Origin of the sequence: Nocardia sp. NPDC059180 (assembly GCF_042754945.1) — a bacterium.
Taxonomy (GTDB): domain Bacteria; phylum Actinomycetota; class Actinomycetes; order Mycobacteriales; family Mycobacteriaceae; genus Nocardia.
Window position 1 is genome coordinate 52,992 of sequence record NZ_JBHZBU010000008.1, and the last position, 22,148, is coordinate 75,139.

Below are 22,148 nucleotides of genomic sequence, written 5' to 3' on the forward strand. Positions count from 1 at the left end.
ACTCGGGTGGAAATAATAGGAAGAAATTGCTTCTCACCGAATTACCTACCGGCGTTGGTGGCTTCCAGTACAGCCATCGCGGCATTGTGACCGGGAATACCACTGACACCGCCGCCACGGATCGCGCCTGCACCGCAGAGGAATACATTCGGCTGCCCGGTGGCCACACCCCATCTGGCCGCCGGGTCGTCCCGCGTGTCGTCGGCGGGCCGGTACGGGAAGGCCAGGTCACGGTGGAAGATGTGCCCGCCCGGCAAGCCGACCTCAGCCTCGAGATCGAGCGGTGACTTCGCCTCCAAGCATGGGTTGCCGTCGGCGTCCACAGCAAGACAGTCGCGGATCGGTTCGGCGAGCACCGCATCCAGCTGTGCCAGCGTCGCCGCGACCAATTCGCCCTTCGCGGCCGTCGGTGCGTCCGCGAACAACCGTGCGGGCGTCTGTAGTCCGAACAGGGTGAGGGTGTGCAGGCCGGCTGTCTCGGCACCGAGGATGCTGGGATCGGTGAGCGTGTGACAGTAGATCTCAGCGGGTGGCGCCGACGGTATCCGGCCCGAGGCGGCCTCCGCGTAAGCGTGCTCGAGCTGCGAGTAGGACTCGGCCACATGAAGTGTCCCGGCGAAGGCGTCGCGGGGATCGACGGCCGGGTCGCGTAACCGGGGCAACCTGCGCAAGACCATGTTGATCTTCAACTGCGCACCTTCGGGTTTCGGGTCGGCATCCTGACCCTGTAGGCGGGCCAGCTCCAACGGCGCCGCGTTCACCAGCACATGCCGCGCGGATACCGCACCCCCATCCCACCGGGCCTCGGCCCGTGTGCCGTCGGAGTCGATGCCGGTGACCTTGCACCCGGTGCGCAATTGCGCACCGGCGCTTCGAGCTGCGTCGGCTAAAGCCGTAGTGAGAGCGCCCATTCCGCCGATGGGGACATCCCAGTCACCGGTGCCGTTGCCGATCACGTGATAGAGGAAGCACCGGTTCTGGCGCAGCGTCGGATCGTGGGCGTGGGTGAAAGTGCCGATCAACGCGTCGGTGAAGACGACACCACGGACGGTGTCGTCGGCGAACCAGGCCTCGATCGTTTCACCCAGCGGCTGCTCGAACAGCGCGTCCCAGGTGTGCGAATCATCCACTGCGCGTTGCAGTTCCGTGCGGGTCGGTAGTGGGCGGGTCAGAGTCGGGAAGACACGCCGAGCCAGGGTTCCCGTCATTGCGCAGAACCGCTGCCACGCCTGGAATTCCCGATCCGACCCGGTCAGGCGGACGAAGCTGTCCCTGGTTCGCGCCTCGGATGCGGTGTCGACCAGCAGCCCGCTGTCGCCGACCGGAGTGTAGGACGAGATGCTGCGGCGCCTGGTCTCGAACCGCAGGCCGAGGTCGGTGACGATTTGCCGCGGCAGCAGGCTCACCAGGTACGAATAGCGCGACAACCGCACGTCTACACCGGGGAAGACGCGCGCCGACACCGCCGCCCCACCCACCTCGGAGTGTTGCTCCAGCACGAGCACCGAGCGGCCCGCACGGGCCAGATAGGCGGCGGCTACCAGGCCGTTGTGACCACCACCCACGATCACCACGTCGTAGGTCGAGCGCGTCGATGTCATGGCTTCTCGATAGCACGGATCGAGCCCAGCCGGAAGCTTCGCACAGGTCGGCGACGGTGCGCCGCGCGGCCAGAAACTTGTCAGTGGGCTCACGTAGGTTCATGGCCATGTCGATCGGACGGGGAGGAGTGCGTTGATGTCTGGTGTCGCGGTGGTGAATCCACCGGAATCGAGTACCGACCAGGAGTACGAACGTGCGTCGGTGGTGCGGGTGGTTCCCGCGGTCGCGCCACGCAAACTCGCGAAGGTGCCCTTCGTCGAACTCGCCGACGGCCGGCTCCAGGGGGTCGTGTCCAGCGGTTCGGATATCGGGCGGGTCTACGTGTCGTCGGTGTCGGCGGCCACGCACGGGCTCAGCTGCAGCACGAACAACAATCGCCCGTGCGGCGGCCTGCGCGGTGCCTACCCGTGCAAACATGTGCAGGCGCTGATCGACGAGGCGGTCGTGCAATACGGTGCCGATCGGGTCGCGCGGTACCTCGGTGTCGAGGTGGCCGAGGGCGAGACCGTCGCTCAGGCCCTCACGCCCGTCCACGAACCGGCGCCCGCCGCCGTGGTGTTCAGCAGGTTCCTGCGCCACCTCGCCTACCTCGAATTGCCGGGCACCACGGCACCGATCCCGGAGATGCACTGGTTCCCGGCCACGGGAGGCAACCGCTGATGCTTGCCGTCCAACTGGGCGAACTCACCGCCGAAACACCCACCGGTGTCGCCGAGGCGCTGGAGCTCGTCGCCGGATTCGATAACGCGCTGGTCGACGGGCTGGCCCGGCTCGACGCGGGCACCATCGATGCGGCGCACGCGCTCGCCGGTGCCGTCGCCGGGTCCCCGCTCGGCGCAGCGGCAGCAGCAGCGGTGGTGGCCCTCGGTACCGCCGCACCGACACCCGAAGATCTCACCGCGCTCGCCGCTGCCCGTGCGGCACTGCTCGGTGCAATCCACGATGCGCTGCTGGACCGGTTCGACACCGCCACCGGGCGTGAACGCCTGGTGTGGTCGGAGCCCGCCGTCGGTGCGGCTCCGGACGGTGCGGCCCTCGCCGGCCGGTCCTGGCTCCAGGAGCTCGCGATCACTGGTTGGCGCGGCGTCGATCACGATCTGGTGGCAGCTGTCGATCAAGCAATCGGGACTCTGCTCGCCCTACCGGATCAGCGTCGTCTGGCTTTTCTGATCGACGGATTCGCTGCCGAGCTGCGTGCCTGTGTGCCGATCGCGACACTGCCGCGTGTTCCCGTCCGGCGCTGGGCCGATCTGTGGAGCCGGGCCATGCTGCTCACCTGGCGTGGGCCCGATCTTCCGGCAGCGTCGAACTGCGCCACGGTCTCCGGGCGATTGTTCATCGTCGGTGTCGATATGCAGGAGCACGGGACAGCGGTCCAGGCGCAGGTGTACGGGGTGTTCGAGCCTTCCGACGCCACAGCCGCGCGGCGAGTCAGGATCAGTGTCTCGGCGCCAAAGGTCGATACCGTGGTCGGCCCGGCCGTGTGGCAGGTGCTCACTGCGCACCCGCAGCTACTCACCGCCCTGGCCGAGCACCGATCACTCGACCTGACCGAAATGCCGGTGATGGCGGGCGGCGACCTGCTGTGGGACGACGCGCGCGCCGGCGTCGGCGACCATGCCGACCCGTTCGTCACGGCCAGGGTGCAACTGCCCGGTGCGCTCGCCGCGGCGGTGTCTCCCCTGGACCGTGATCCGGTCCATATCGCCGAGCCGGTGTTGCTCGAGGGCTACCGGATCACCGAGGGTGTGCTCGAGCTCGACGGATCCATGATCGCCGTCGAGGCCGAGGGGCTGTCGTCGTCCGGGCCGCTGGATGCCGCTGCGGTGCGGGGCTCGTCCGCTTGTATCGGCCTGCTTCGCTGGGAGGCCGGTCGATGGTCGCTGCGTCCGCTGGCGGTGCAGCGGAAGGTGAAGGGCAAGATCGTCGATGTCCACGGCGGCGACTGGGCCTGCGGACCTACGGACCCGAAAGTGGTGAAGGAGCAAGCCAAATCGGGTGATGCCGTCGCGGTGCTGCGCGAGCGGGCGGGACGGTTGTTGCGCACATGAGCGAGATACCCACGTCCGCCGATGCCGACGAAACCCGTCGTCAGATCCTGTACTGGCGCATGCTCGCCACCATTTTCGGCAACGAGCCACAACCGGCGCTGGAATCGGGCAGTGTCGCCGTTGTCGGAGATCTCGGTCTGCCGCCCGTGCTTCTGGATCCCGGCGTCTCCGTCGATAATGTCGTTCAGCGTTTCCCGGAGCTCGCCGCCGAGTTCGACGCGTTGCGCATCACGCCTGCACCGGGTCCCGAGCCACTGCCCGCGGTGGCTGCTGCGAAGCCGGCAGCACTACCGGCAGGTGGCACCGCCGGTGGTTCCGGGCGCGATGGCGGTGCGGAGGAACGTGATTCGACCGAGCACACTGAATCCGCGGCGACTGAGCTGGATTCGTCGAACACCGTCGATCGCGAGCAGGTCCGCTCGGCGGCGCTGGTCTCCAAACTGCTGCTCAATGTGTTCGCCACCGGCAGCGGCAGTGTCAGCGCCGGGCAGCTCGCCGATTGGCAACGCGATGCGGACTGGTTCCGGCGCGCGCTCGGTGGTGAGGGCAGCGGTGAGATGAACGGCGTGCTGTCCGAACTCGAGGGTGAACTGGTGTCGCGGATGCGGCTGCGTGAGGTGCTCGCCGATCCGGCGCTGGCCGCGAAGCTGACGCCGAGTATGTCGCTGATCGAACAACTATTGCGCGATAAGGCGAACCTGTCGGGTGTGGCACTGGCGAATGCGAAGGCGCTGATCCGGCGCTACGTCGATCAAGTGGCCGAAGTGCTGCGCACCCAGGTCCAGCAGACCACCGCGGCGACGGTGGACCGCTCGGTGCCACCCAAGCGCATCCTGCGCAATCTCGATGTCGACCGCACCATTTGGAAGAATCTCACCAACTGGAACCCCGAGGACGAACGGCTCTACGTCGACCGGCTGTTCTACCGGCAGACCGCCAAGCGCACCACACCGGCTCGGATGATCGTGGTGGTCGACCAATCCGGTTCGATGGTGGATTCGATGGTCAACTGCACGATCCTGGCCTCGATCTTCGCGGGCCTACCCAAGGTGGACGTTCATCTGATCGCCTATGACACCCGCGCCCTCGACCTCACCCCCTGGGTGCACGACCCGTTCGAAGTACTGCTGCGCACCAACCTCGGTGGCGGCAACGACGGCCCGGTGGCCATGGCGATGGCCCAGCCGAAGATCGCCGACCCGAAGAACACGGTGCTGGTGTGGATCTCGGACTTTTACGAGTTCGACCGGTCCCAGCCGCTGTTCGAAGCGATGGAGTCGGTGCACCGATCCGGGGTGAAGTTCATCCCGGTGGGTTCGGTGAACTCCTCCGGTCACCAGAGCGTCAATCCGTGGTTCCGGCAACGGTTCAAAGCCATGGGCACCCCCGTCATCTCCGGCCATATCCGCAAGCTCGTCGCCGAGCTGAAGAACTTTCTCGACTGAAGGAGACCCCGACCATGTCCGATGCGCTGCGCGCTCCCGCCGAGGTCAAGTACGCCGATGAGCTGGATTGGCTGGAATCGATCGATGACGGCCCGAAGCCGTTCGCCTGGCGACTGAGCCCGAAGATGGTGCGCCTGTTCATCCTCGGCTCCGAACGCGCCGACGGCCTCGACCGCGATATCGAGCAGAAGTGGTTCGGCGACCGCAGTTTCGTCGAACGGAGCATCGTCACCCTCGCCTCCGATCGCGGCTTGTTGCTGATCGGCGATCCCGGCACCGGTAAGAGCTGGCTCGCCGAGCTGCTCTCGGCCGCGATCAGCCGCAACTCGACGCTGGTGGTGCAGGGCACCGCGGGCACCACCGAGGACCACATCAAGTACTCGTGGAACATCTCGATGGTCATCGCTAAGGGGCAGTCACGCGAGTCGATGATCCCCTCCCCCATCATGACCGCGATGGAGCAGGGCACCATCGGCCGTTTCGAGGAGCTGACCCGCTCCACCAGCGATGTGCAGGACGCGTTGATCTCGATCCTGTCGGAGAAGTACGTCTCGATTCCCGAACTCGACGACGACAATATCGTTTTCGCCCAGCCGGGCTTCTCCATCATCGCCACCGCCAACAGCCGCGACCGTGGTGTCAACGATCTGTCCTCGGCGCTCAAGCGGCGGTTCAACTTCGTCCGTATCCCGGTGGTCACCAGCAAGCGCAGCGAGGCCGAGATCGTGCGCTTCCGCACCACCGAATTGCTGCGCCGCCACCGCATCGAACTCGAGCTGCCACCGACCCTGCTCGATATCCTGCTCGACAGCTTCGCCGACCTGCGGGCAGCGGCCGCCGCCGCGACCACTGATGACGACAAGCTGGAATCGGCGCTGTCGACCGCCGAGCAGATCGGTGTGCTGGAGGATGCGATCCTGCACAGCCAGTTCTTCGGCGACACCACCCTTGGCGCCGAGACCCTGGCGGGTTCGCTTGTCGGTTCACTGGCCCGGCGCAGCCCGGAGGACCTCACCATTCTCAACAAGTACTGGCATGGTGTCGTCGAACCGCGCAGCAAGGACCAGGGCGGCGCCTGGACGCAGTTCCTGGAGGGTGGGCGGGACGCCATCGCGAGGCTGTCGTGAGCACCTTCGCGGCGCTGCGCGAGCAGCTCGCCGACGCGGCCAACGAGTTCACCACCGGGCCGGGCGTGCTCGGCGAGATTCTGGCCGGGATGGTCGACGACGTCGACCGTGCCCTGCGCGAAGAGCTGGAGATCTTCCCGGTCTGTCATCATTCGCCTGCCTCCGGGCTGGCGATGGTGCGACGGCTGCACGAGAAACGCCCCGCGGTCATCTATCTCGAACTGTGCGAAGATCTGCGGCCCTTGCTGGATGAACTGCACAACTGCAAGCTCCCGGTAGCGTTGCAGGCCTTCGCCGGTGAGCTCGACGGATTTCCGGCACAGTGGGCGCCGCTGTCGGTGGTCGCGCCGATCACCGAGGCATCGGCCGAATACCAGGCCATCGCCTATGCACTCGGCACACCCGGTGTGGAGCTGGTGCTGGTCGACCGGTCCACTGATCACGTGTTCCAATGGTCGCCGCAGGACTCGGGCCCGCCGGGCGAGCCTGCTGACACCGACGAGGAAGTGGCCCTGCACGGCGACGCAGTCGGTATCGAGATCGGTGATCTGCGGCCACGTTTCGGCGACCTGGAGCAGTACCTACTCCATCACGGCAAGGTCAGGCACTGGTCGGAGTGGTGGGACCAGTATGTCGAACAGCCGTTGACCGGCTCCGACTACGACACCTACCGCCAGGTCATGGTGATGATCGGCAGCCTGTTCCGCCGGCTGCGGCCCACCCGCGATCACGACCGCGACGAGGACCGCGAGCGCTATATGTGGACGCGGATGCGCGAACATCTGGCGGCGACCGGCACGGATCCGGCGAATTGCCTCTACATCTGCGGTGCCTTCCATGCGGCCAGCCGGGTCGCGGAGTTCGGCGTGGGATATGACGGCGAGCCGTATGCGATCGAGCCGCGCACCGGCACCGAATGGCGTTACGGGCTGATCCCGTCCAGCCATTCCGCCATCGAAGCCCAGTTCGGTTCCGCTCCGGGCTCGGTCTCCATCGCGGCGGCGACGTGGTCGAAGGGGTTGCGGCGCAGTGGGCTGGCGGCATTCCGGCTCGGCGCGAAGACGACAGGCTCGCGCGCCAAACGCAAGGCGATCACGCCCGTGAGCGCCGGAGTCACCGACCGGCTGTCCGGCTTCCTGTCGAGCCCGCCGCCGCTGGACGAGCTCGACGAAGCCGAACTGCTGGAGTGGTCGGTCGATATCGTGCGGCTGGCGCGGCGCAACGGCTATCTGGCATCCACCGCGGACGCCATCGCGGTATTCGAGACGTCGATCCTGCTGGCGGGCATGCGTAATCGGGCGCGACCGACGCCGTACGACTTCCAGGATGCCGCGATCACCTGTATCGAGAAGGATCGCGTGCCTGGGCGCCGCGACGTGCGGCATCTGTGCGAGATCCTGCTCGGTGGCGACCGCATCGGCCAGGTGGGCTATGACGCGTTGCCGCCGTTGGCGCGCGACGTACTGGACCGGCTGGCCCCGCTCGGACTGGATCAGACCAAGCGCACCATCCAGCGCACATTGCTCGACCTGCGCGCCGATCCGCAGCTGCGGCCGTGCTCGGATCTGCTGTGGGTACTGCGCAGATTGCTGCCACCCGACGCTGCTCGGCCGATCATGGGTTCGCGGGGGCTTGGTGAACGTTCGATCCAGGAGAGCTGGGATCTGGCGCTGGGCCGGCACCAGCGCAGACTGGTCGAACTCGGGTACGAAGGTGTGACCGTCGAGCAGGTTCTCGAACATCGACTGCGCCGAGAGGTCGTCGCCGCGGACGCCACCGCCGCCGTCGCACTGGCAGCGGTCGAGGATGCGCTTGTCTATCTCGAGCAGGTGCGGTTGGCCGATGAGCTCGGCACCCGAGCAGTCGCATTGCTCTCAGCCGAACGCACCGTCGACGACGCGCCGGAGGTGCTGCGCCGGATCCGGCGGCTGCTCAATCACTTCCGCAGCACCGGCCCCGAGCTGCCGGAATGGAGCCGCCGCTTCGTCACCGAGGGCTACGCCCACTACTGCACCTTGCTGCCGATCGCCTTCACCGACGACGACACCGGTGTCCGGCAGGTGGGCGCCATGCTCGGATTCCTGTTCGGCATGGAGAACCTCGCACTGTCGCTGGGATGCGACCATACCCAGCTCGAACTGGCCGTGCGTCAATCGCATCCGGAATCGCCGGACAAGGTGGCGCTGCTGTGGGCGGCTCAATTCCAGCTCGGACTGGTCACCTTGGCCGAGTTGCGCACTCGATGCGACGAGATGCTTGGCAACCCCCTCGTCGTGCCCTCCTTCCCGCGCTACCTCAGCGGCTTCATCCAGGCATTGGAGTCCGCACCGGCGTTGAAACCGTTCGTGGTGGAGTTGCTGTCCAAGGCGTTCGGCCGACTACCGGATGCGGTGCTGCTGCCGTGGTTGCCGACACTGATCAAGACGTTGCGGTCGGAGGCGGCGGACTTCGTTCCCGGGTTGGTGGCCGAGGCCGGACGCACCTTTCCTGCGACATTGCCCGCGATCGAATCCTGGACGCCGCCATGGTCGGCTACCGCTGCGGTCGCCGCGCCGGCATCGGTGCCTGCGACCGGCCCGGCGACCGATCTGCTGTTCGCACATCCCGATACGTGCACCGCACTCGCTGCGATGCTCGGGCACGACACCACGTGGCAAGAGCTCGAGCCGGGTTCGCACAACGGCCCGTGCGCCGAGGTCAGCGCCCTCGTCGAGCGCTACCCGGAGTCGGCCGAATCGCTGGCCGGTCTGCTGCCACCAACGGCGGGTTCATGAGCCGCTGAGGCATCGGCCAACGGCTCGTCCTCTACCCGCGCGTTGGGCCGGGTAAATGCGGTGCTGAGCAGTTCAGCCTGGTGGACTCGGCTTGCGAGGTGCGACGAAACTACCGGCGGCGGTCGACCCACATCCACCCGAATCGCTTGTCCGCAAACGGCCGGCACCTACAGTGGGAACCGTCGGCCGGAACCGGCCGGATCGGCACACGGTGCATGTTCGCAGCAAATGCGTTGGCGCACCGCATGTTCACCGGCACACGACGAAGGGATGCGCGTGACAGAAGGGCTCCAACAGCAACGGCTCGTTCCGATAGCCGCCGACAGCCTGGTCGTTACCGCGCGGACGGCGCTGCCCGCGCATCTCGCGGCGATTCTGCTGGGCCCCGACGGCGCCATCCACGACGAGACCGACTTCGTCTTCGGTAGTCAGTCCGAGGCACGGGGCTTGCGGCTGGCCGGGCCGGGAGTCGCGCCCGCGCCGACCCTGCACGTCGACCTGTCCTCGATTCCGCACGCGGCGACCACCGTTCGGATCGTCGTTGCCCTCGACAATCCGCACCGCAGCTTCGCCGAGGCGGACGCTCCCGCCATCGAGATCGCTGACGGTCACGGTGACAGCCTGTACCGCACCGTATTCGACGGGGTGGGCACCGCTTCGGCGGTGGTAGCCATCGATATCGAACGCACCGGTGCCGGCTGGGGTGTCGCCACCGTCGGGCGCGGCCATGCCGGCGGTTTCGCGGCCGTGCTTGCCGAGAGCCACGTCCAGGTCGGTCGTCGCCCCGCCACTCGTGAGCAAGTGGACGCGGCGGAGCTCCCCAAGGGGCGCCCGCTCGGACTCGTGCCGGGTCAGGTCGTGCGCCTGCGCACCAGCACCGGCCCCACACTCGATCTGGTGCGGCTGGGGCTCGGCTGGGATCCCGTGCCCGGCCACACCCACGTCGGTGGCGCGGCCACGCCCGCCGACCTCGACGCCGCCGCGCTGCTCTTCGACCACGACCACCATCTGCTCGATGCGGTCTACTTCGCCCAGCTCAATTCCAATGACGGGTCGGTGCGCCATCTCGGCGACAGCATGACCGGTGAGGGTGGCGGCGAGAACGAGGTCATCACGGTCGATCTGTCCCGGATCCATCCGCAGGTGGCGACCGTCGTCCTGGTGGTCACCAGCTACCACGGCCACAGCTTCGACACCATCCGCAATGCCTTCTGCCGTCTGGTCGACGCGGCCACCGGCGCCCAACTGGCTCACCTAGATCTACACGGCGGCGGCCCACACACCGGCATGGTGATGGCCAAGCTGTACCTCGCAGCCACCGGCTGGAAGTTGCAGGCCATCGGCGAGCCCATCTACGCCACCCACCCGGGCGAGGCCGTCCACCAGCTCACCCACCACCTGGCCTGATCGCCCCGCGGCAGCTCAGCCGCCTGAGGTCTCCACCGCCGGATCGCCTGACGACTACATGGCGAACGGACCCGTTAGGTGCCGCCATGACGGCGATAAGAGCAGCGGCGACGAACACGATCTGCTCCGGGATGCGGAACTACGGCACAAGCAGGAGCGACAGCGTATCGAACATGTTGCTTCCTCGGGAGGGTTGGTGAATGTCGTGAGCAGGCCGAACCCGCTGGCCACCGAGCGCCGGTCACGGCATCGCGCCGCATGCGGCGGATTGCGGCATCTGCCTATTCTGTTGTGGTGAATTCGATCGCCTTCGATGCCATCGACCTGAGGTTGCTGCATGCGCTCCAGGTGGATGGGCGGGCGCCGTTCAGCCGGATTGCGGAAGTGCTCGATGTTTCCGATCGCACCGTAGCCCGACGTTTCGCCCGCCTGCGCGCGAGCGGGCTGGTCCGGGTGACCGGTGTGGTCGACAGCAGGCGTACCGGCGACGCGGAATGGGTGGTCCGGATCAGGGTGCGGCCGGATGGGGCCGAAACCGTCACCCAGGCGCTGGTGCGCCGCCTAGACGCCGCATGGGTCACGGTCCTGTCCAGTGGCACCGAGATCGTCTGTATGTTCCGCACCGACGCTGCCCAACCGGCACCGATGGCGTCATTGGCTCGTCACCGCGACATCCTCGATGTCGAGGCGCATCGGCTGCTGCGCAACCTCATGGCCCAGCCGTGGCGCGGCCGTACATCAGCGCTGTCGGCCGATCAGGTCGCTGCCCTGAACCCTCTGGCCGGTGATCGGTCCGGCCGGGTCGCGCTGACGGACCTGGATCGGCGTCTGCTCCCGACACTCGCCGTCGACGGCCGCGCGGCGTATCCGCGGCTGGCGGGGGCGCTCGGATGGTCGGAGTCCGCCGTGCGCAGGCGCTTGGACGAACTCCGCCGTGCCGACGTGCTGCGTTTCGACGTCGAGGTCGATGCGGCCATGCTCGGCTACACCTTCCAATGCCTGCTCTGGCTGACGGTCGCTCCGGCTCGCCTCGCCGCGGTGGCCGCCGAGCTGGCCGACGACCCGGAGGTCGCCTTCATAGGCGCCACTACAGGCACCCACAACCTGCTGGTCTTCACCGTCTGCCGGGACGCGGGTGCGCTGTTCGATTACGTCGCCGGGCGCGTCGGCGCGCTACCCGGCATCGATCGGGTCGACACCGCGGCGGTCTCGCGAATAGCCAAGCGCGGCGGCTCATCCGCGTGAGCGGGGTGCACGCCACATCGCCCACAGCGTCGGCCCGTCATCGGGGGTGGTGATGGTGTCGGTGACTTCGAATCCGAACCGCTCGTAGTAGCCGATATTGGATTCATTGCTCGATTCCAGATAGGCGGGCACCTGGTCTCTGTCGCAGTGGTCCAGGCGCTTGCGCAGCAAGGCGTGCCCGTATCCGCTGCCGCGCTGGGCCGGGTCGCTGCCTATGACCGCGAGATACCAGTGCGGTTCGTCGGGGTGCCGCGCTGTCAGGGTGTCGCCCAGCCGTTTGCCCGCGAGCAATCGGGCGCCCATGGCCCGCGCGAACTGCGGCAACATCATCAGTTCCGACAGCGTCGAGTGATGCCATCGTCCGGGCGGATTCCACAGTGCGGCAGCGCCGATGGCGCCGGAAGCATCGACCGCGAGGTCGACGCCCCCGGTGGCGAAGTGATGGTGGCGCGTCATCGCCCCGAAGAAGCGCGGCAATCCCGCGGCCCGCCGTTCGGGGTCGGGCCACAGCCATACCGAGACCGGGTCTTCTTGGAAGGCGGCAGCCAAAGTACGTGACAGCGGGGCGATTTCGTCGCGCCGCGCCGGGCGCACGTCAGGGGGAGTCGACATCGTGTCCTAACTCTCGTCGAAGAGATGGGTGGTTCCACGAGCCCAGCCCGGGGCGCCGCCCCGGATGAACCCGATCCACGCCCGCATGACGCGAGCGGCGAGGCGGTCCGGGTACTGGCCACCAAGCATAGGCGCATCGCGCCAGGCCGCGGGGTTGCCGAAAACGAAGGGCAGCTCGATGCAGTGGCAGGCACCGAACGGGCTGTCGGTGGGTGACCAGTCGAATCGGTACAGCCACGGTGCGCGTTCACCCGTGCCGAGCAATAGCGCGAGCCGTCGCGCCGGTGCGGCGAACATCCGTTCGGTGACCGCTCGAATCACGTCCGGTTCGCCGGGCGCGAACGCAGCCGCTTCGTCCCGTGTCGTGCCGACCGTCAGGTCGACCTCACGACAGGTCATCCCGACGACACCGACCGGATCGGAGGGGACCAGATCACCGTCAGCGACCAGGTGAAACGGCGGCACCGGGTTCATCGGGCCGGTAGTTCGCCGCATCACCGCGGTCTGGGCGGCGAGCAGATCGGAGACCGGCACATCTATGAGGCTGCTCGCCGCACCCGGTTCGATGCCCAATTCGTCCAGTAAAGCGGCGCCGACACGTTCGGCCGCCGCCGGTGTTTGGGGGTCCATTCCCGCTGGGGCACTCTGCAGGATCGCCCGCCTGAACAGTCCGTCCGCGCGATGGCTGGACAGCGCAGCGAGGATCGATAGCGCTCCAGCAGACTGGCCCGCCACCGTGACGCCGCTGGGGTCGCCACCGAACCCGGCGATATTGTCGCGGACCCAGCGCAGCGCGGCCAACTGGTCGAGCAGACCGAGATTGCCGGGGCTCACCCCGTCCAGGCGCAGGAATCCCAGGGCACCCAGGCGATAGTTGGCGGTCACCACGACGATGTTTCCGCGCGCGGCAAGTTCGGCGCCGTCATACCAGGGCAGATCACCTGCGCCGCTGATGAAACCGCCGCCATGCAGAAACACGAGCACCGGCAGTCCGGAACCCGATGGGGCCCACACATTCACCGAAAGGCAGTCCTCCGACTGGGAAATATCGAACTCGCCCATCACCGCGGACAGTCGAGAGCGGGTTTGCGGTGCGGCGGGACCGTTGCACTCGGCGTCGAGGACCCCCACCCACGGGATCACTGCCTCCGGGTCCTCGAATCGGGCGGCCCGTGCGTAGGGGATCCCGCGGAACGCGGTGACGGCGCCGACTTCAGTTCCGCGAACCTTTCCACTGTGAGTGTCGACGATCATCGGACCGCGGTGAAGAACAGGCCCGCGCCGCACGCGTCGTGGCCGGATACGAAGAAGCCGGCGTCGGTGGTCCGGGTTTCGACACCCGCGTCGGTGATGAAGTTCCGCGCGTGATCGATGTCGTCGACGAGAATTGTCAGCGCCGCCAGATACGATGACGCCGGCGCCTTTTCACCAGGAAGCACCTGCGCCGCCGCTGACGCAGGCACGATCTCGATCCGTGCTCGGCCGCATTCCAGCACGGTCGTGGGTCCCGCCGCGTCGGGCTCGGTGCCGAGAATGTCGCGGTACCGCTGAGTAATCGCGCCCAACTCCGTGTCCGCGGCGACGATCAGGACCGCCACGATGCCGAGAGCGCCGTTGGGGTGGGTCAGGTAGCGCGGCTGCAAGACATACTCGCGGGTGAGGTGCTGCGCGACGCCGATATAGCCCTCGACCGTCGACCGCGGATCGAGATGCACAGACCGAGCGCGCAGCGTCGCGGGACCGTCCTCGGTATCGACCGGTCGCTCGAGTTCCAACACTCCCGACGTCCGCAGCCCCGCCGCGCCGAGCCTCGCATCGGCGCCCGACGCGTCGTCGGTATCCAGGCTCAGGATCCGCAGCCCTTCGAACTGCGCCACCATCTGCTTCGTATGCCACGGGTCAGGAGCGGATTCATCGACGATGCCGAGCAGTTCGATATACGAATCACCGAACAGCGCGCACATATTCGCGGTGCCGCCCGCGGTGAGTGGCGCACCTGGCCGCTCGGCGAGCATGTGCCGCGATCGCGGGCTGAGCGTGAAGCCGAAGGACCGATATCGCGCCTCCATGGTGTCCAGGTCGCGGTTGACGATGCCTACGTGGTGGAACCCGGTGATGTCGTGTGCCATGGTCACGATGGTCGGCGTCGACCTACCCGCTGTCTCGTCGCCGGCATTCGGACGCCTCGATCCGACACCGTACGACGGTGTCACGGCGGATTCCGACATCACTCGACGTATAGCGGCAGCCGGGGTTGGCCGCCCCGATCAGCGGTGCACGTGCAGGTATTCGTCGTGCTCGCGATCTTCGCGGTAGAAGCGCCGGGTCAGCCCGGCCAGCCGGGCGATCTCATTGCTGAGCGCGGTGGGGCCTGCCGGTTTGGCGACGATGGGGTCGCCGGTTTTGACGTAGTAGCGGCCGTCCTCGTAGTCCATCCACCAGAAGCTGCGCCCGAAGGTGGGCCTGGCATCGACGGCGGGGCCGGGGAAGATCATGATCTCGCCCAGCGATTGCCGTTGCCGTTTGAAGACGCGGTCCAACTGCTGGGTGAGGCTGAGTTCGTCGACGTTGCGCACGTAGCGGGAACGGTCCGCGCTCAGGTCGGCGCGACGGACCTCCACGGCCGGGCGGGTACCCGCGGGTGCGGGTGGCAGAGCGGCGACGGCCTGCGCGGGTACCTGGTCGGCCGCACAGTTGGTGACGATCACATCGCCACCGATATCGGCGGACGTGCCGGGCAGCTGCACCAGTGTCACACCAGCGGAGCCGCTCATCGCGCCGTGGAAGCGGTAGGTACGAGCCATATTCCGGCCGCCGTAACCCTTGACCTCGACGCGCACCTCGGGCTCACGCAGGATCGTGAGCACATCGACCAGCTCGACCGAGTAGTACTTCTCCAGCAGCACGTCGACCGCTGCTTCGCGTTGGCGCCGCAGATCCTCGAAATCGTCGGCGACCGGTCGGTAGCGCAGCGGGTACGGCAGCCGGTCATGGCCGTACGCGGACCAGAGAATCTCGAACTCCAGGCCGGTGAACCGCCAGGTAGCCATTCGCTCACCTCCCCAGCTGACCTTCAGGGCACCCTACCGCCCGGCTCCTGGCCCGGCAACAGTCCCGCGTGCGGGCTCATCGACGTTGCCGGGCGGCTCCGGTTCATTCGTCGATGAGGTCTTTGGCCGGCTTCGGCCGCTGCGTGATGAGCCCGACCACCGGTTCCACCACGCGGGCGGCGACCGGCCCGAGCACGGCCATCAACAACACATACGTCGTGGCCAGGGCGGCGAACCCGGTGGGCACCGCACCGGCCGAGACCGCGAGTCCCGCGATGACGATGGAGAATTCGCCACGCGCCACCAAAGCGGCACCAGCTCGCGCCCTACCGAGGCTGGTGGCGCCGGCGCGCTTGGCCGCCCACCAGCCGGTCGCGATCTTGGTCGCGGTGGTGACCACAGCCAGCAGGATCGCCCAGCCGAGCACCGGCGGGATGCTGGCCGGATTCGTGCTGAGCCCGAACAGCACGAAGAACATCGCCGCGAACAGATCGCGCAGCGGCTCCAGGATCTTGGTGGCATTGTGTGCGGTGGAATCGGAGATGGCGATGCCGAGCAGGAACGCGCCGACCGCCGCCGAGACCTGCACCGCCGAGGCGATCCCGGCCACCAGCAGCGCGGCACCCAGCAGTTTGAGCAGGAAGATCTCGCGATCGTCGCTGGCCACCACGGCCGAGACATATTTGCCGTAGCGCAGTGCGACGACGAGCACGACGGTGATCGCGATCAACGCGATACCAAGGGTCTTCAACCCCGCGACGAATCCGACACCTGCCAGCACCGCCGTCAGCACCGGCAAATAGCCGGCCATGGCCAGGTCCTCGAACACCAGAATCGACAGCACGACCGGCGTTTCCCGGTTGCCGAGCCGCCCCAGATCGTTGAGGACCTTGGCGACGATGCCGGAGGAGGAGATATAGGTGACGCCCGCCATCGCGATGGCGCCGGTCGGCCCGAGACCCAGCATCAGTGCGACGATCACGCCCGGTGTGGCGTTCAGGGCGATATCGAGCAGACCGGCGGGCCAGGATCTTCGCATCCCGGTCACCAGCTCCGAGGCGCTGTACTCGAGCCCGAGCAGCAGCAACAACAGCACCACACCGATTTCGCTGGCCAGGTGGATGAATTCGTCCACCTCGTGCAGTTCGACGAATCCCCCCTCGCCGAAGACCAGACCACCGATCAGATACAGCGGAATCGGAGACATACCGATCTTCGCCGCGATTCGCCCGAGCACACCCAGCCCGAAGAACACCGCCCCCAGCTGGATCAATGCCAGCGCGGTTGCACTCACCTGCACCGGTCAGCCGTCGGTCAGGATCCGGGCGGCGGCATCGAGGCCCTCGCCGGTACCGACTACGACAAGCAGATCTCCCGCGGTGAACGCGAAGTCAGGCCCCGGTGAAGCGATCACCTGACCGGCCCGCATCACCGCGACGATCGACGAGGTGGTCCTGGTGCGCATCCCGGTCTCACCCAGGGTCCGCCCGTCGTAGGGCGAGCCGTCCAAGACCGGCAGCTGCCGGGTGTTGACGCCGTCCATATCGCGGTGTTCCTCGCGCAGCTGCGCAACCAGCTGCGGCGCACCGAGCAGATTGGCCAGCACACCGGCCTCGGCTTCGCTCAACGGGATCTGCACGGTGGTGTCGGGATCGCCGACCTTGGTGAAGATCAGGTCGATACTGCCGTCCTTGTGGTCGATCACACCGATCCGGCGACGGACACCCGTCAGCTGAAAATCCTTGCGCACACCGATTCCCGGGAGCGGGGTCACATCCACGTTCACACCATCAACCCTAACGGGCGCGGCCGCACGACCGCCGGGCTCAGCAGGTTCGTGGATGGTAAATGGCCTGACCACCGCCGTGCCGCGATGGCCAGGTCGCCGTCTACCCCGGTATCACTCGAGCAGTGCCGCGCCCCCGAGCACGACGCAGATGATGACGAGGTTGATCAGCATCAACGGCCAGATGAATCGCAGAAACTTGTCGTAGCCCACCTTCGCCATCGCGAGACCACCGACCACAACGACGTTGGTCGGTGCGATCAGCATGGTCCAACCATGGCCCATCTGGAACGCGGTGATCACCAGCGACCGGCTGACCCCGGCGAAGTCGCCCAGCGGCGCGAGCAGCGGCATCGCCAGCGTGGCATGCCCGGACGAGGATGGAATCAGCACGGCCAGCGGAATATTGACCACCATCACCAGGATGGCGAAGATTCCCGCCGACGCACCGCTGACCAGTTCCTCCATCGCATTGAGCACGGTATCCAGGGTCTGGGTGTTGGTCATGATCACCGAGACACCGCGTGCCAGCAGGATCACGATAGCGGGGCCGACCATATCGCCTGCGCCCCTGGTGATCAGGGAGACGATGTCCTTCTCCCCCATCCTGGCCACCACACCGACCACGATCGCCGCGATGATGAACAGCATCGCCAGCTGCGGGAACCACCAGTTGAGTTCGAACCAGTACGGTTCGGTGGCGGTCTCGTGGTAGACGTCGTATTCGGCCGGTGTGGTGGTGGCGCCGAAGATGGCCGACCACGGGATGACCGAGAAGATCATCAGGCCGAAGGTGAACGCGGTGATAGCGAGCACCCATTTCTGGATGCCCGTCAACCGTCCCTCGCCCTCCGGCGTTTCGGCGGCGGCGTCCGCGTCGTCTTCCGCGGTGGCGAAGCCGACCAGGGACCGGGACTTGTCCCGCTGCACCCGCCGGGCATATCGGACCACGAACACGACCGCGACGGCGGTGAGTACGACCCACAGTACGAACCGCAACACGATGCCGTCACCGATGGACACGCCCGCTTCACCGGAGGCCACACCGATGGAAAACGGATTGACCGTGGAGGCCATGGTTCCGGTCAGCGCGCCGATGATGATCGTCGCGGCCGCGACCATGCGGTCATAGCCCATGGCGAGCATCAGCGGGATGATCAGCGCGTAGAAGCCGAAGGTCTCCACCGAGAAGCCCATCGTGGTGCCGAGCACCGAGAACAGCACCATGATGACCGCGATCAGCATCCAGCCCTTGTCCTGGAGCTTGGCGCCGAGACCGCCGACGGCGACTTCGAGGCTGCGGGTGGCGAAGCTGACGGAGATGAACGCACCGAGCGCCATGATGAACAGCACCACACCGACCGACCCGAACAACCTGCCCAGATTCTCGGTATCGACGAACCCGGTGGTGGTGTCCTGGATACCGTAGAGGCCGTTGACGGGAGCGAGGATGAGCTGCTGCACCCGCTCCCAGAACGTCAGCGGCGAATCGACGCGTTCGAAGGAACCGGGGATCGGAGCGCCGTCGGCGTCGGTGCGGTATTTACCTGCCGGTATGAACAGCGCTGCCAGCCAGACCAGCACCATGACGATCGCCAGGACCGTGACGGCGCCGGGGAATTCGAACTTCTTCCGTGGCTTCCCGTTCGTCTCCGCAGTCTGCTGCGCTGTCTCACTCATCGCGATGTCCCCGATCTGCCTGCCGCGGATTTCGCGGCATAGTTCTGCAGGAAAAGCGCCTTGGCCACCGTCGCCCGGCGCATTTCGTCGATGAGGACCCGCTCGTTGGGTCCGTGGATATTGGCGTAGCCGTCGGTGGCGCCGAACAGCAGTTTCTCCGCCTCCGGGATACCGGTATGCAACGCCATGACCAGCGGAATCGAACCACCGCCTGCCATCTCGCCAGTCGTCGCGTCCCACGCCGCGCCGAGTGCGGCGACGGCGGCCTCGAAGCCCGGTCCGCCGGTCTCGGCGGCGAACCCGTTGCCGACTTCACCCGCGGTCGCGGTCACCTCGAGACCGAAGGGCCGCTGGGCCTGCAGATGACGAATGACCTCAGCCTGTGCCTCGGCGGCGTCCTGCGCGGGATGGACTCGCACGTTCAACACCGCGCGCGCCGATCCGGCGACGGCGTTCACCGGCCCGTCCACCGCCGGTGCGTCGAATCCGATGACGGTGATCGCGGGGCCGGACCAGATCCGCTCTCCCAGACCGCCTGTCCCCATCAGCGCTTTACCTTCGAGTACTTCGGCCAGATCACGGAACTCCTGCTCGGTGTAGGAGGTTCCGGTCCATTCCTCGCGCCGCAACCCCTCCACCGCGACATCGCCCGCGTCGTCGTGCAGTGAGGCGAGCGCGCGAATGAGAGCAAGGCGGGCATCGGGTGCGGCGCCGCCATAGAGACCACTGTGCTTATCGGCCTTCAGAGTGTCCACCGAGACCGTGACCTGCGCCGAACCACGCAACGCCACCGTCAGTGTCGGAGCACCGGGACGGACGTTGCCGACGTCGGCGATCACCATCGCGTCGGCGCGGAAGGGTTCGGGATGGGTGGCCGGGTAGAAGTCGAACGGGCTGCCGAACTCTTCCTGGCCTTCGAACACGAGCTTGACCGTCACCGGGGGCTGGGCGTCGAAAACGCGTAGCGCACCAATGATGCCGACCAGATTGGCCTTCGAGTCCGCGGTGCCGCGGCCGTAGATCGCGCCGTCACGTTCCTGCGGCTCGAACGGCGGTGACTCCCATAAATCGACGTCGTCCGCGGGGACGACGTCGTAGTGGGTGTAGAACAGCACCGTGGGCGCGCCGGGCGGGCCGGGAACGGTCGCCAGCACCACCGGAGCGGTCTTACCCGGGATCACCAGCTCCTCCACTTGGGTTATCCCACTGTCGCGCAACAGTTCCACTACCGCATCGTGGGCGCGCATCAACGGTTCGGTGGGGTATCCGTCCAGGGCGATCGACGGGATGCTCACCAGTCGGTTCAGCGCGGACTTCAGATCGGGCAGCAAGGCGGACACAGCGTCCTCCACCTCACCGACAGGACGAAATACAGGCACGGACATCGCATTCCCTCGCCACTCGCTGGGTACTCATGTAGGCCTACATCTGCTTGCCCGATAGTTGCACAAACTTCGTTCTCGCGAACCGAATTCGCGTGGTGACGCGCTGGAACGTGATCTAATGCGCGTAGCCAACGGTATGCCGGACCAGTGACGTCAGGGGGTGTGATGGCCGAATCCACCATTACCTTCATCATCACCGGTGCGGCCGTCGCCCTGTTCGTCTGGAATCGGCTCCCGGTCGGAATCGTCGCGCTCGCGGTGGCGCTGAGCCTGTACGCGACCGGCGTGCTGACCGTCGACCAGGCGCTGTCGGGCTTCGGCGATCCGACCGTCGCGTTCATTGCCGCACTGTTCGTGGTCAGCGAGGCGCTCGACGCGACCGGCGTTACCACCTGGGCCGGACAGCAATTGATGGCCCGTGTCGGTACCAGCCGCACGCGGTTGCTCGTATCGATGATGCTGTTGTGCGCGGTGTTGACCGCGATCATTTCCGTCAACGGCGCGGTGGCGGCATTGATCCCGATGGTTGTGGTGCTCGCGGTGCGGCTGGGCCGGTCGCCGTCGCAGTTGCTGATGCCGCTGGCCTTCGCCGCGCACGCCGGGTCATTACTGTTGCTGACCGGCACCCCGGTCAACATCATCATTTCCGAAACCGCCGCCGATGCGGGCGCCCGGCAGATCGGGTTCATCGAATTCGCTTGGGTGGGCGTGCCTTTGGTCATCGGAACCATCGCCATCGCGGTGCTGTTCGGCGACAAGCTGCTGCCCGACCGAACCGCGGCCGTGATGCCGCCCGACCTGAGCAGGCTGGCGACGACGCTGGCCAAGCAGTACACGATCCGTCGGGGACTGGTGCGGCTACGCGTGGGCGCGGAGTCGGGCGTTGCCGGCACCACGCGCGACGCGGTGATCGACGCCCTGCCGGAGGGAGCGCAGCTGCGCGGTGTCGAACGCGCAGGCCAGGATCCCGACGACCCGCAGGTCCGTGCAGGCGATGTGCTGGTCGTCGACGCCGAAGACACGCAGCTCGCCGATTTCGTCGACGACAATGCGCTCACCCCGTGTCGCAGTTTCGACGGCCCCCACCCTGACGAACTGATCGGCTCCGAGTACGGCGTCGCCGAGGTGATCATTCCGCCGCGCTCGGAGTTCGTGGGGCATATGGTCTTTCCCGGCATGGCCACGAGCAAAGGCGACCTGGTGGTGCTCGCGGCCCAACGCGGCGGACGCGATCTCGGTTCCCGGCCGCAGCGGCTCGAGCCCGGTGACACACTGCTGCTGCGCGGCAGCTGGAGCGCACTCGATCAGCACATCGCCGCCCCCGAAGTTCGCGTGGTGCACGAGCCGGAACTCATTCGCCGCCAAACCCTCCCGATGGGCCCCGGTTCGAAACCCGCGCTCGGGATCCTGGCTGTGATGGTGGTACTGCTGGCGACGGGCCTGGTGCCTGCCGCGGTGGCCGCACTGCTCGCCGCTTGCGCGATGGTGGTGTGCCGGGTGCTGACAGTCGAGCAGGCCCACCGATCGATCTCCTGGACCACCTTGATCCTGGTCGGCGCGATGATCCCGTTGTCGACCGCCATCCGCGAAACCGGCGCCGCCGACCAGCTCGCCTCGGTCTTCCTGGCCGTCCTCGGTGACGCCGACCGCCATCTGGTGCTCGTCGGCCTATTCCTGGTGACGGTGACGCTCGGCCAGCTCATCAGCAACACCGCCACCACTCTGATCATCGCCCCGATCGCCGTCGTCATCGCCGCCGACCTCGGCGTCTCCCCGCTCCCCCTGCTGATGACGGTGACCGTTGCCGCCGCGGCGTCGTTCTTCACCCCCGTGGCAACCCCCGCCAACATGATGATCATGGGCCCCGGCGGCTACCGATTCGGCGACTACTGGAAACTCGGCTCGGCAATGATGGTGTGGTTTCTGCTGGTCGCGGTCACGGTGGTGCCGGTGATCTGGAGTTTCTGAGTCGGCGCTTTCTTCG

At 67.0% G+C, this 22,148-nt stretch carries 17 protein-coding genes; 8 read left to right on the plus strand and 9 right to left on the minus strand.

Features of this window, described 5'->3' with window-relative positions; translation table 11 throughout:
* Positions 1-41 precede the first annotated feature (41 nt).
* Complete coding sequence (locus ACFXNW_RS23070) at positions 42-1,601, minus strand: phytoene desaturase family protein (RefSeq protein WP_379419829.1); 1,560 nt, start codon at positions 1,599-1,601, stop codon at positions 42-44.
* A gap of 136 nt (positions 1,602-1,737) precedes the next feature.
* On the opposite strand from ACFXNW_RS23070, the gene ACFXNW_RS23075 reads away from it, so the two are divergent.
* From ACFXNW_RS23075 to ACFXNW_RS23105, 7 genes are all read left to right on the plus strand, one after another.
* Positions 1,738-2,262, plus strand: a complete 525-nt coding sequence (locus tag ACFXNW_RS23075; protein WP_379419830.1) for a hypothetical protein — start codon at positions 1,738-1,740, stop codon at positions 2,260-2,262.
* Positions 2,262-3,653 (plus strand): hypothetical protein, encoded by a 1,392-nt coding sequence (locus tag ACFXNW_RS23080; protein WP_379419831.1) that lies wholly within the window; start codon positions 2,262-2,264, stop codon positions 3,651-3,653. The genes ACFXNW_RS23075 and ACFXNW_RS23080 overlap by 1 nt, the downstream gene beginning before the upstream one ends.
* A complete protein-coding gene (locus tag ACFXNW_RS23085; RefSeq protein WP_379419832.1) occupies positions 3,650-5,098 on the plus strand; it encodes a VWA domain-containing protein in 1,449 nt (482 codons plus the stop codon). The genes ACFXNW_RS23080 and ACFXNW_RS23085 overlap by 4 nt, the downstream gene beginning before the upstream one ends.
* A gap of 14 nt (positions 5,099-5,112) precedes the next feature.
* Positions 5,113-6,225 carry an AAA family ATPase gene (locus ACFXNW_RS23090; protein ID WP_379419833.1) on the plus strand — a complete coding sequence of 371 codons (1,113 nt, stop codon included), beginning with the start codon at positions 5,113-5,115 and terminating at the stop codon, positions 6,223-6,225.
* Positions 6,222-8,999 carry a DUF5682 family protein gene (locus tag ACFXNW_RS23095; RefSeq protein ID WP_379419834.1) on the plus strand — a complete coding sequence of 926 codons (2,778 nt, stop codon included), beginning with the start codon at positions 6,222-6,224 and terminating at the stop codon, positions 8,997-8,999. Before ACFXNW_RS23090 ends, ACFXNW_RS23095 begins: the two co-directional genes overlap by 4 nt.
* Positions 9,000-9,275: 276 nt before the next feature.
* Positions 9,276-10,406, plus strand: a complete 1,131-nt coding sequence (locus ACFXNW_RS23100; protein ID WP_379419835.1) for a TerD family protein — start codon at positions 9,276-9,278, stop codon at positions 10,404-10,406.
* Between the two features lie 294 nt (positions 10,407-10,700).
* Positions 10,701-11,651: an Lrp/AsnC family transcriptional regulator gene (locus tag ACFXNW_RS23105; RefSeq protein WP_379419836.1), complete on the plus strand. Its 951-nt coding sequence runs from the start codon at positions 10,701-10,703 to the stop codon at positions 11,649-11,651.
* On the opposite strand, the gene ACFXNW_RS23110 is transcribed toward ACFXNW_RS23105, so the two are convergent.
* The 8 genes from ACFXNW_RS23110 to ACFXNW_RS23145 all read right to left on the minus strand — a co-directional run bounded on the left by ACFXNW_RS23110 (position 11,640) and on the right by ACFXNW_RS23145 (position 20,164).
* Positions 11,640-12,263 carry a GNAT family N-acetyltransferase gene (locus ACFXNW_RS23110; RefSeq protein WP_379419837.1) on the minus strand — a complete coding sequence of 208 codons (624 nt, stop codon included), beginning with the start codon at positions 12,261-12,263 and terminating at the stop codon, positions 11,640-11,642. The two genes, ACFXNW_RS23105 and ACFXNW_RS23110, sit on opposite strands and share 12 nt — an antisense overlap.
* A gap of 6 nt (positions 12,264-12,269) precedes the next feature.
* The gene (locus ACFXNW_RS23115) at positions 12,270-13,517 is read right to left on the minus strand and encodes a carboxylesterase/lipase family protein (protein WP_379419839.1); all 1,248 of its coding nucleotides are present in this window, start codon (positions 13,515-13,517) and stop codon (positions 12,270-12,272) included.
* Complete coding sequence (locus ACFXNW_RS23120) at positions 13,514-14,392, minus strand: VOC family protein (protein ID WP_379419840.1); 879 nt, start codon at positions 14,390-14,392, stop codon at positions 13,514-13,516. Before ACFXNW_RS23120 ends, ACFXNW_RS23115 begins: the two co-directional genes overlap by 4 nt.
* 138 nt (positions 14,393-14,530) lie before the next feature.
* Complete coding sequence (locus ACFXNW_RS23125) at positions 14,531-15,313, minus strand: ESX secretion-associated protein EspG (protein WP_379419841.1); 783 nt, start codon at positions 15,311-15,313, stop codon at positions 14,531-14,533.
* A gap of 103 nt (positions 15,314-15,416) precedes the next feature.
* Entirely contained in the window at positions 15,417-16,607 is a 1,191-nt protein-coding gene (locus ACFXNW_RS23130; protein WP_379419842.1) for a cation:proton antiporter, read from the minus strand.
* A 9-nt stretch (positions 16,608-16,616) separates the two neighbouring features.
* Positions 16,617-17,099, minus strand: coding sequence for a cation:proton antiporter regulatory subunit (locus ACFXNW_RS23135; RefSeq protein ID WP_379419843.1), 483 nt, complete (start codon positions 17,097-17,099; stop codon positions 16,617-16,619).
* 114 nt (positions 17,100-17,213) lie between these two features.
* Positions 17,214-18,779: a YfcC family protein gene (locus ACFXNW_RS23140; protein ID WP_379419844.1), complete on the minus strand. Its 1,566-nt coding sequence runs from the start codon at positions 18,777-18,779 to the stop codon at positions 17,214-17,216.
* Complete coding sequence (locus ACFXNW_RS23145; RefSeq protein WP_379419845.1) at positions 18,776-20,164, minus strand: M20/M25/M40 family metallo-hydrolase; 1,389 nt, start codon at positions 20,162-20,164, stop codon at positions 18,776-18,778. The genes ACFXNW_RS23140 and ACFXNW_RS23145 overlap by 4 nt, the downstream gene beginning before the upstream one ends.
* Positions 20,165-20,329: 165 nt before the next feature.
* Between ACFXNW_RS23145 and ACFXNW_RS23150 the strand changes: the two genes are divergently transcribed.
* Positions 20,330-22,132, plus strand: a complete 1,803-nt coding sequence (locus ACFXNW_RS23150) for an SLC13 family permease (RefSeq protein WP_379419846.1) — start codon at positions 20,330-20,332, stop codon at positions 22,130-22,132.
* Positions 22,133-22,148 lie beyond the last annotated feature (16 nt).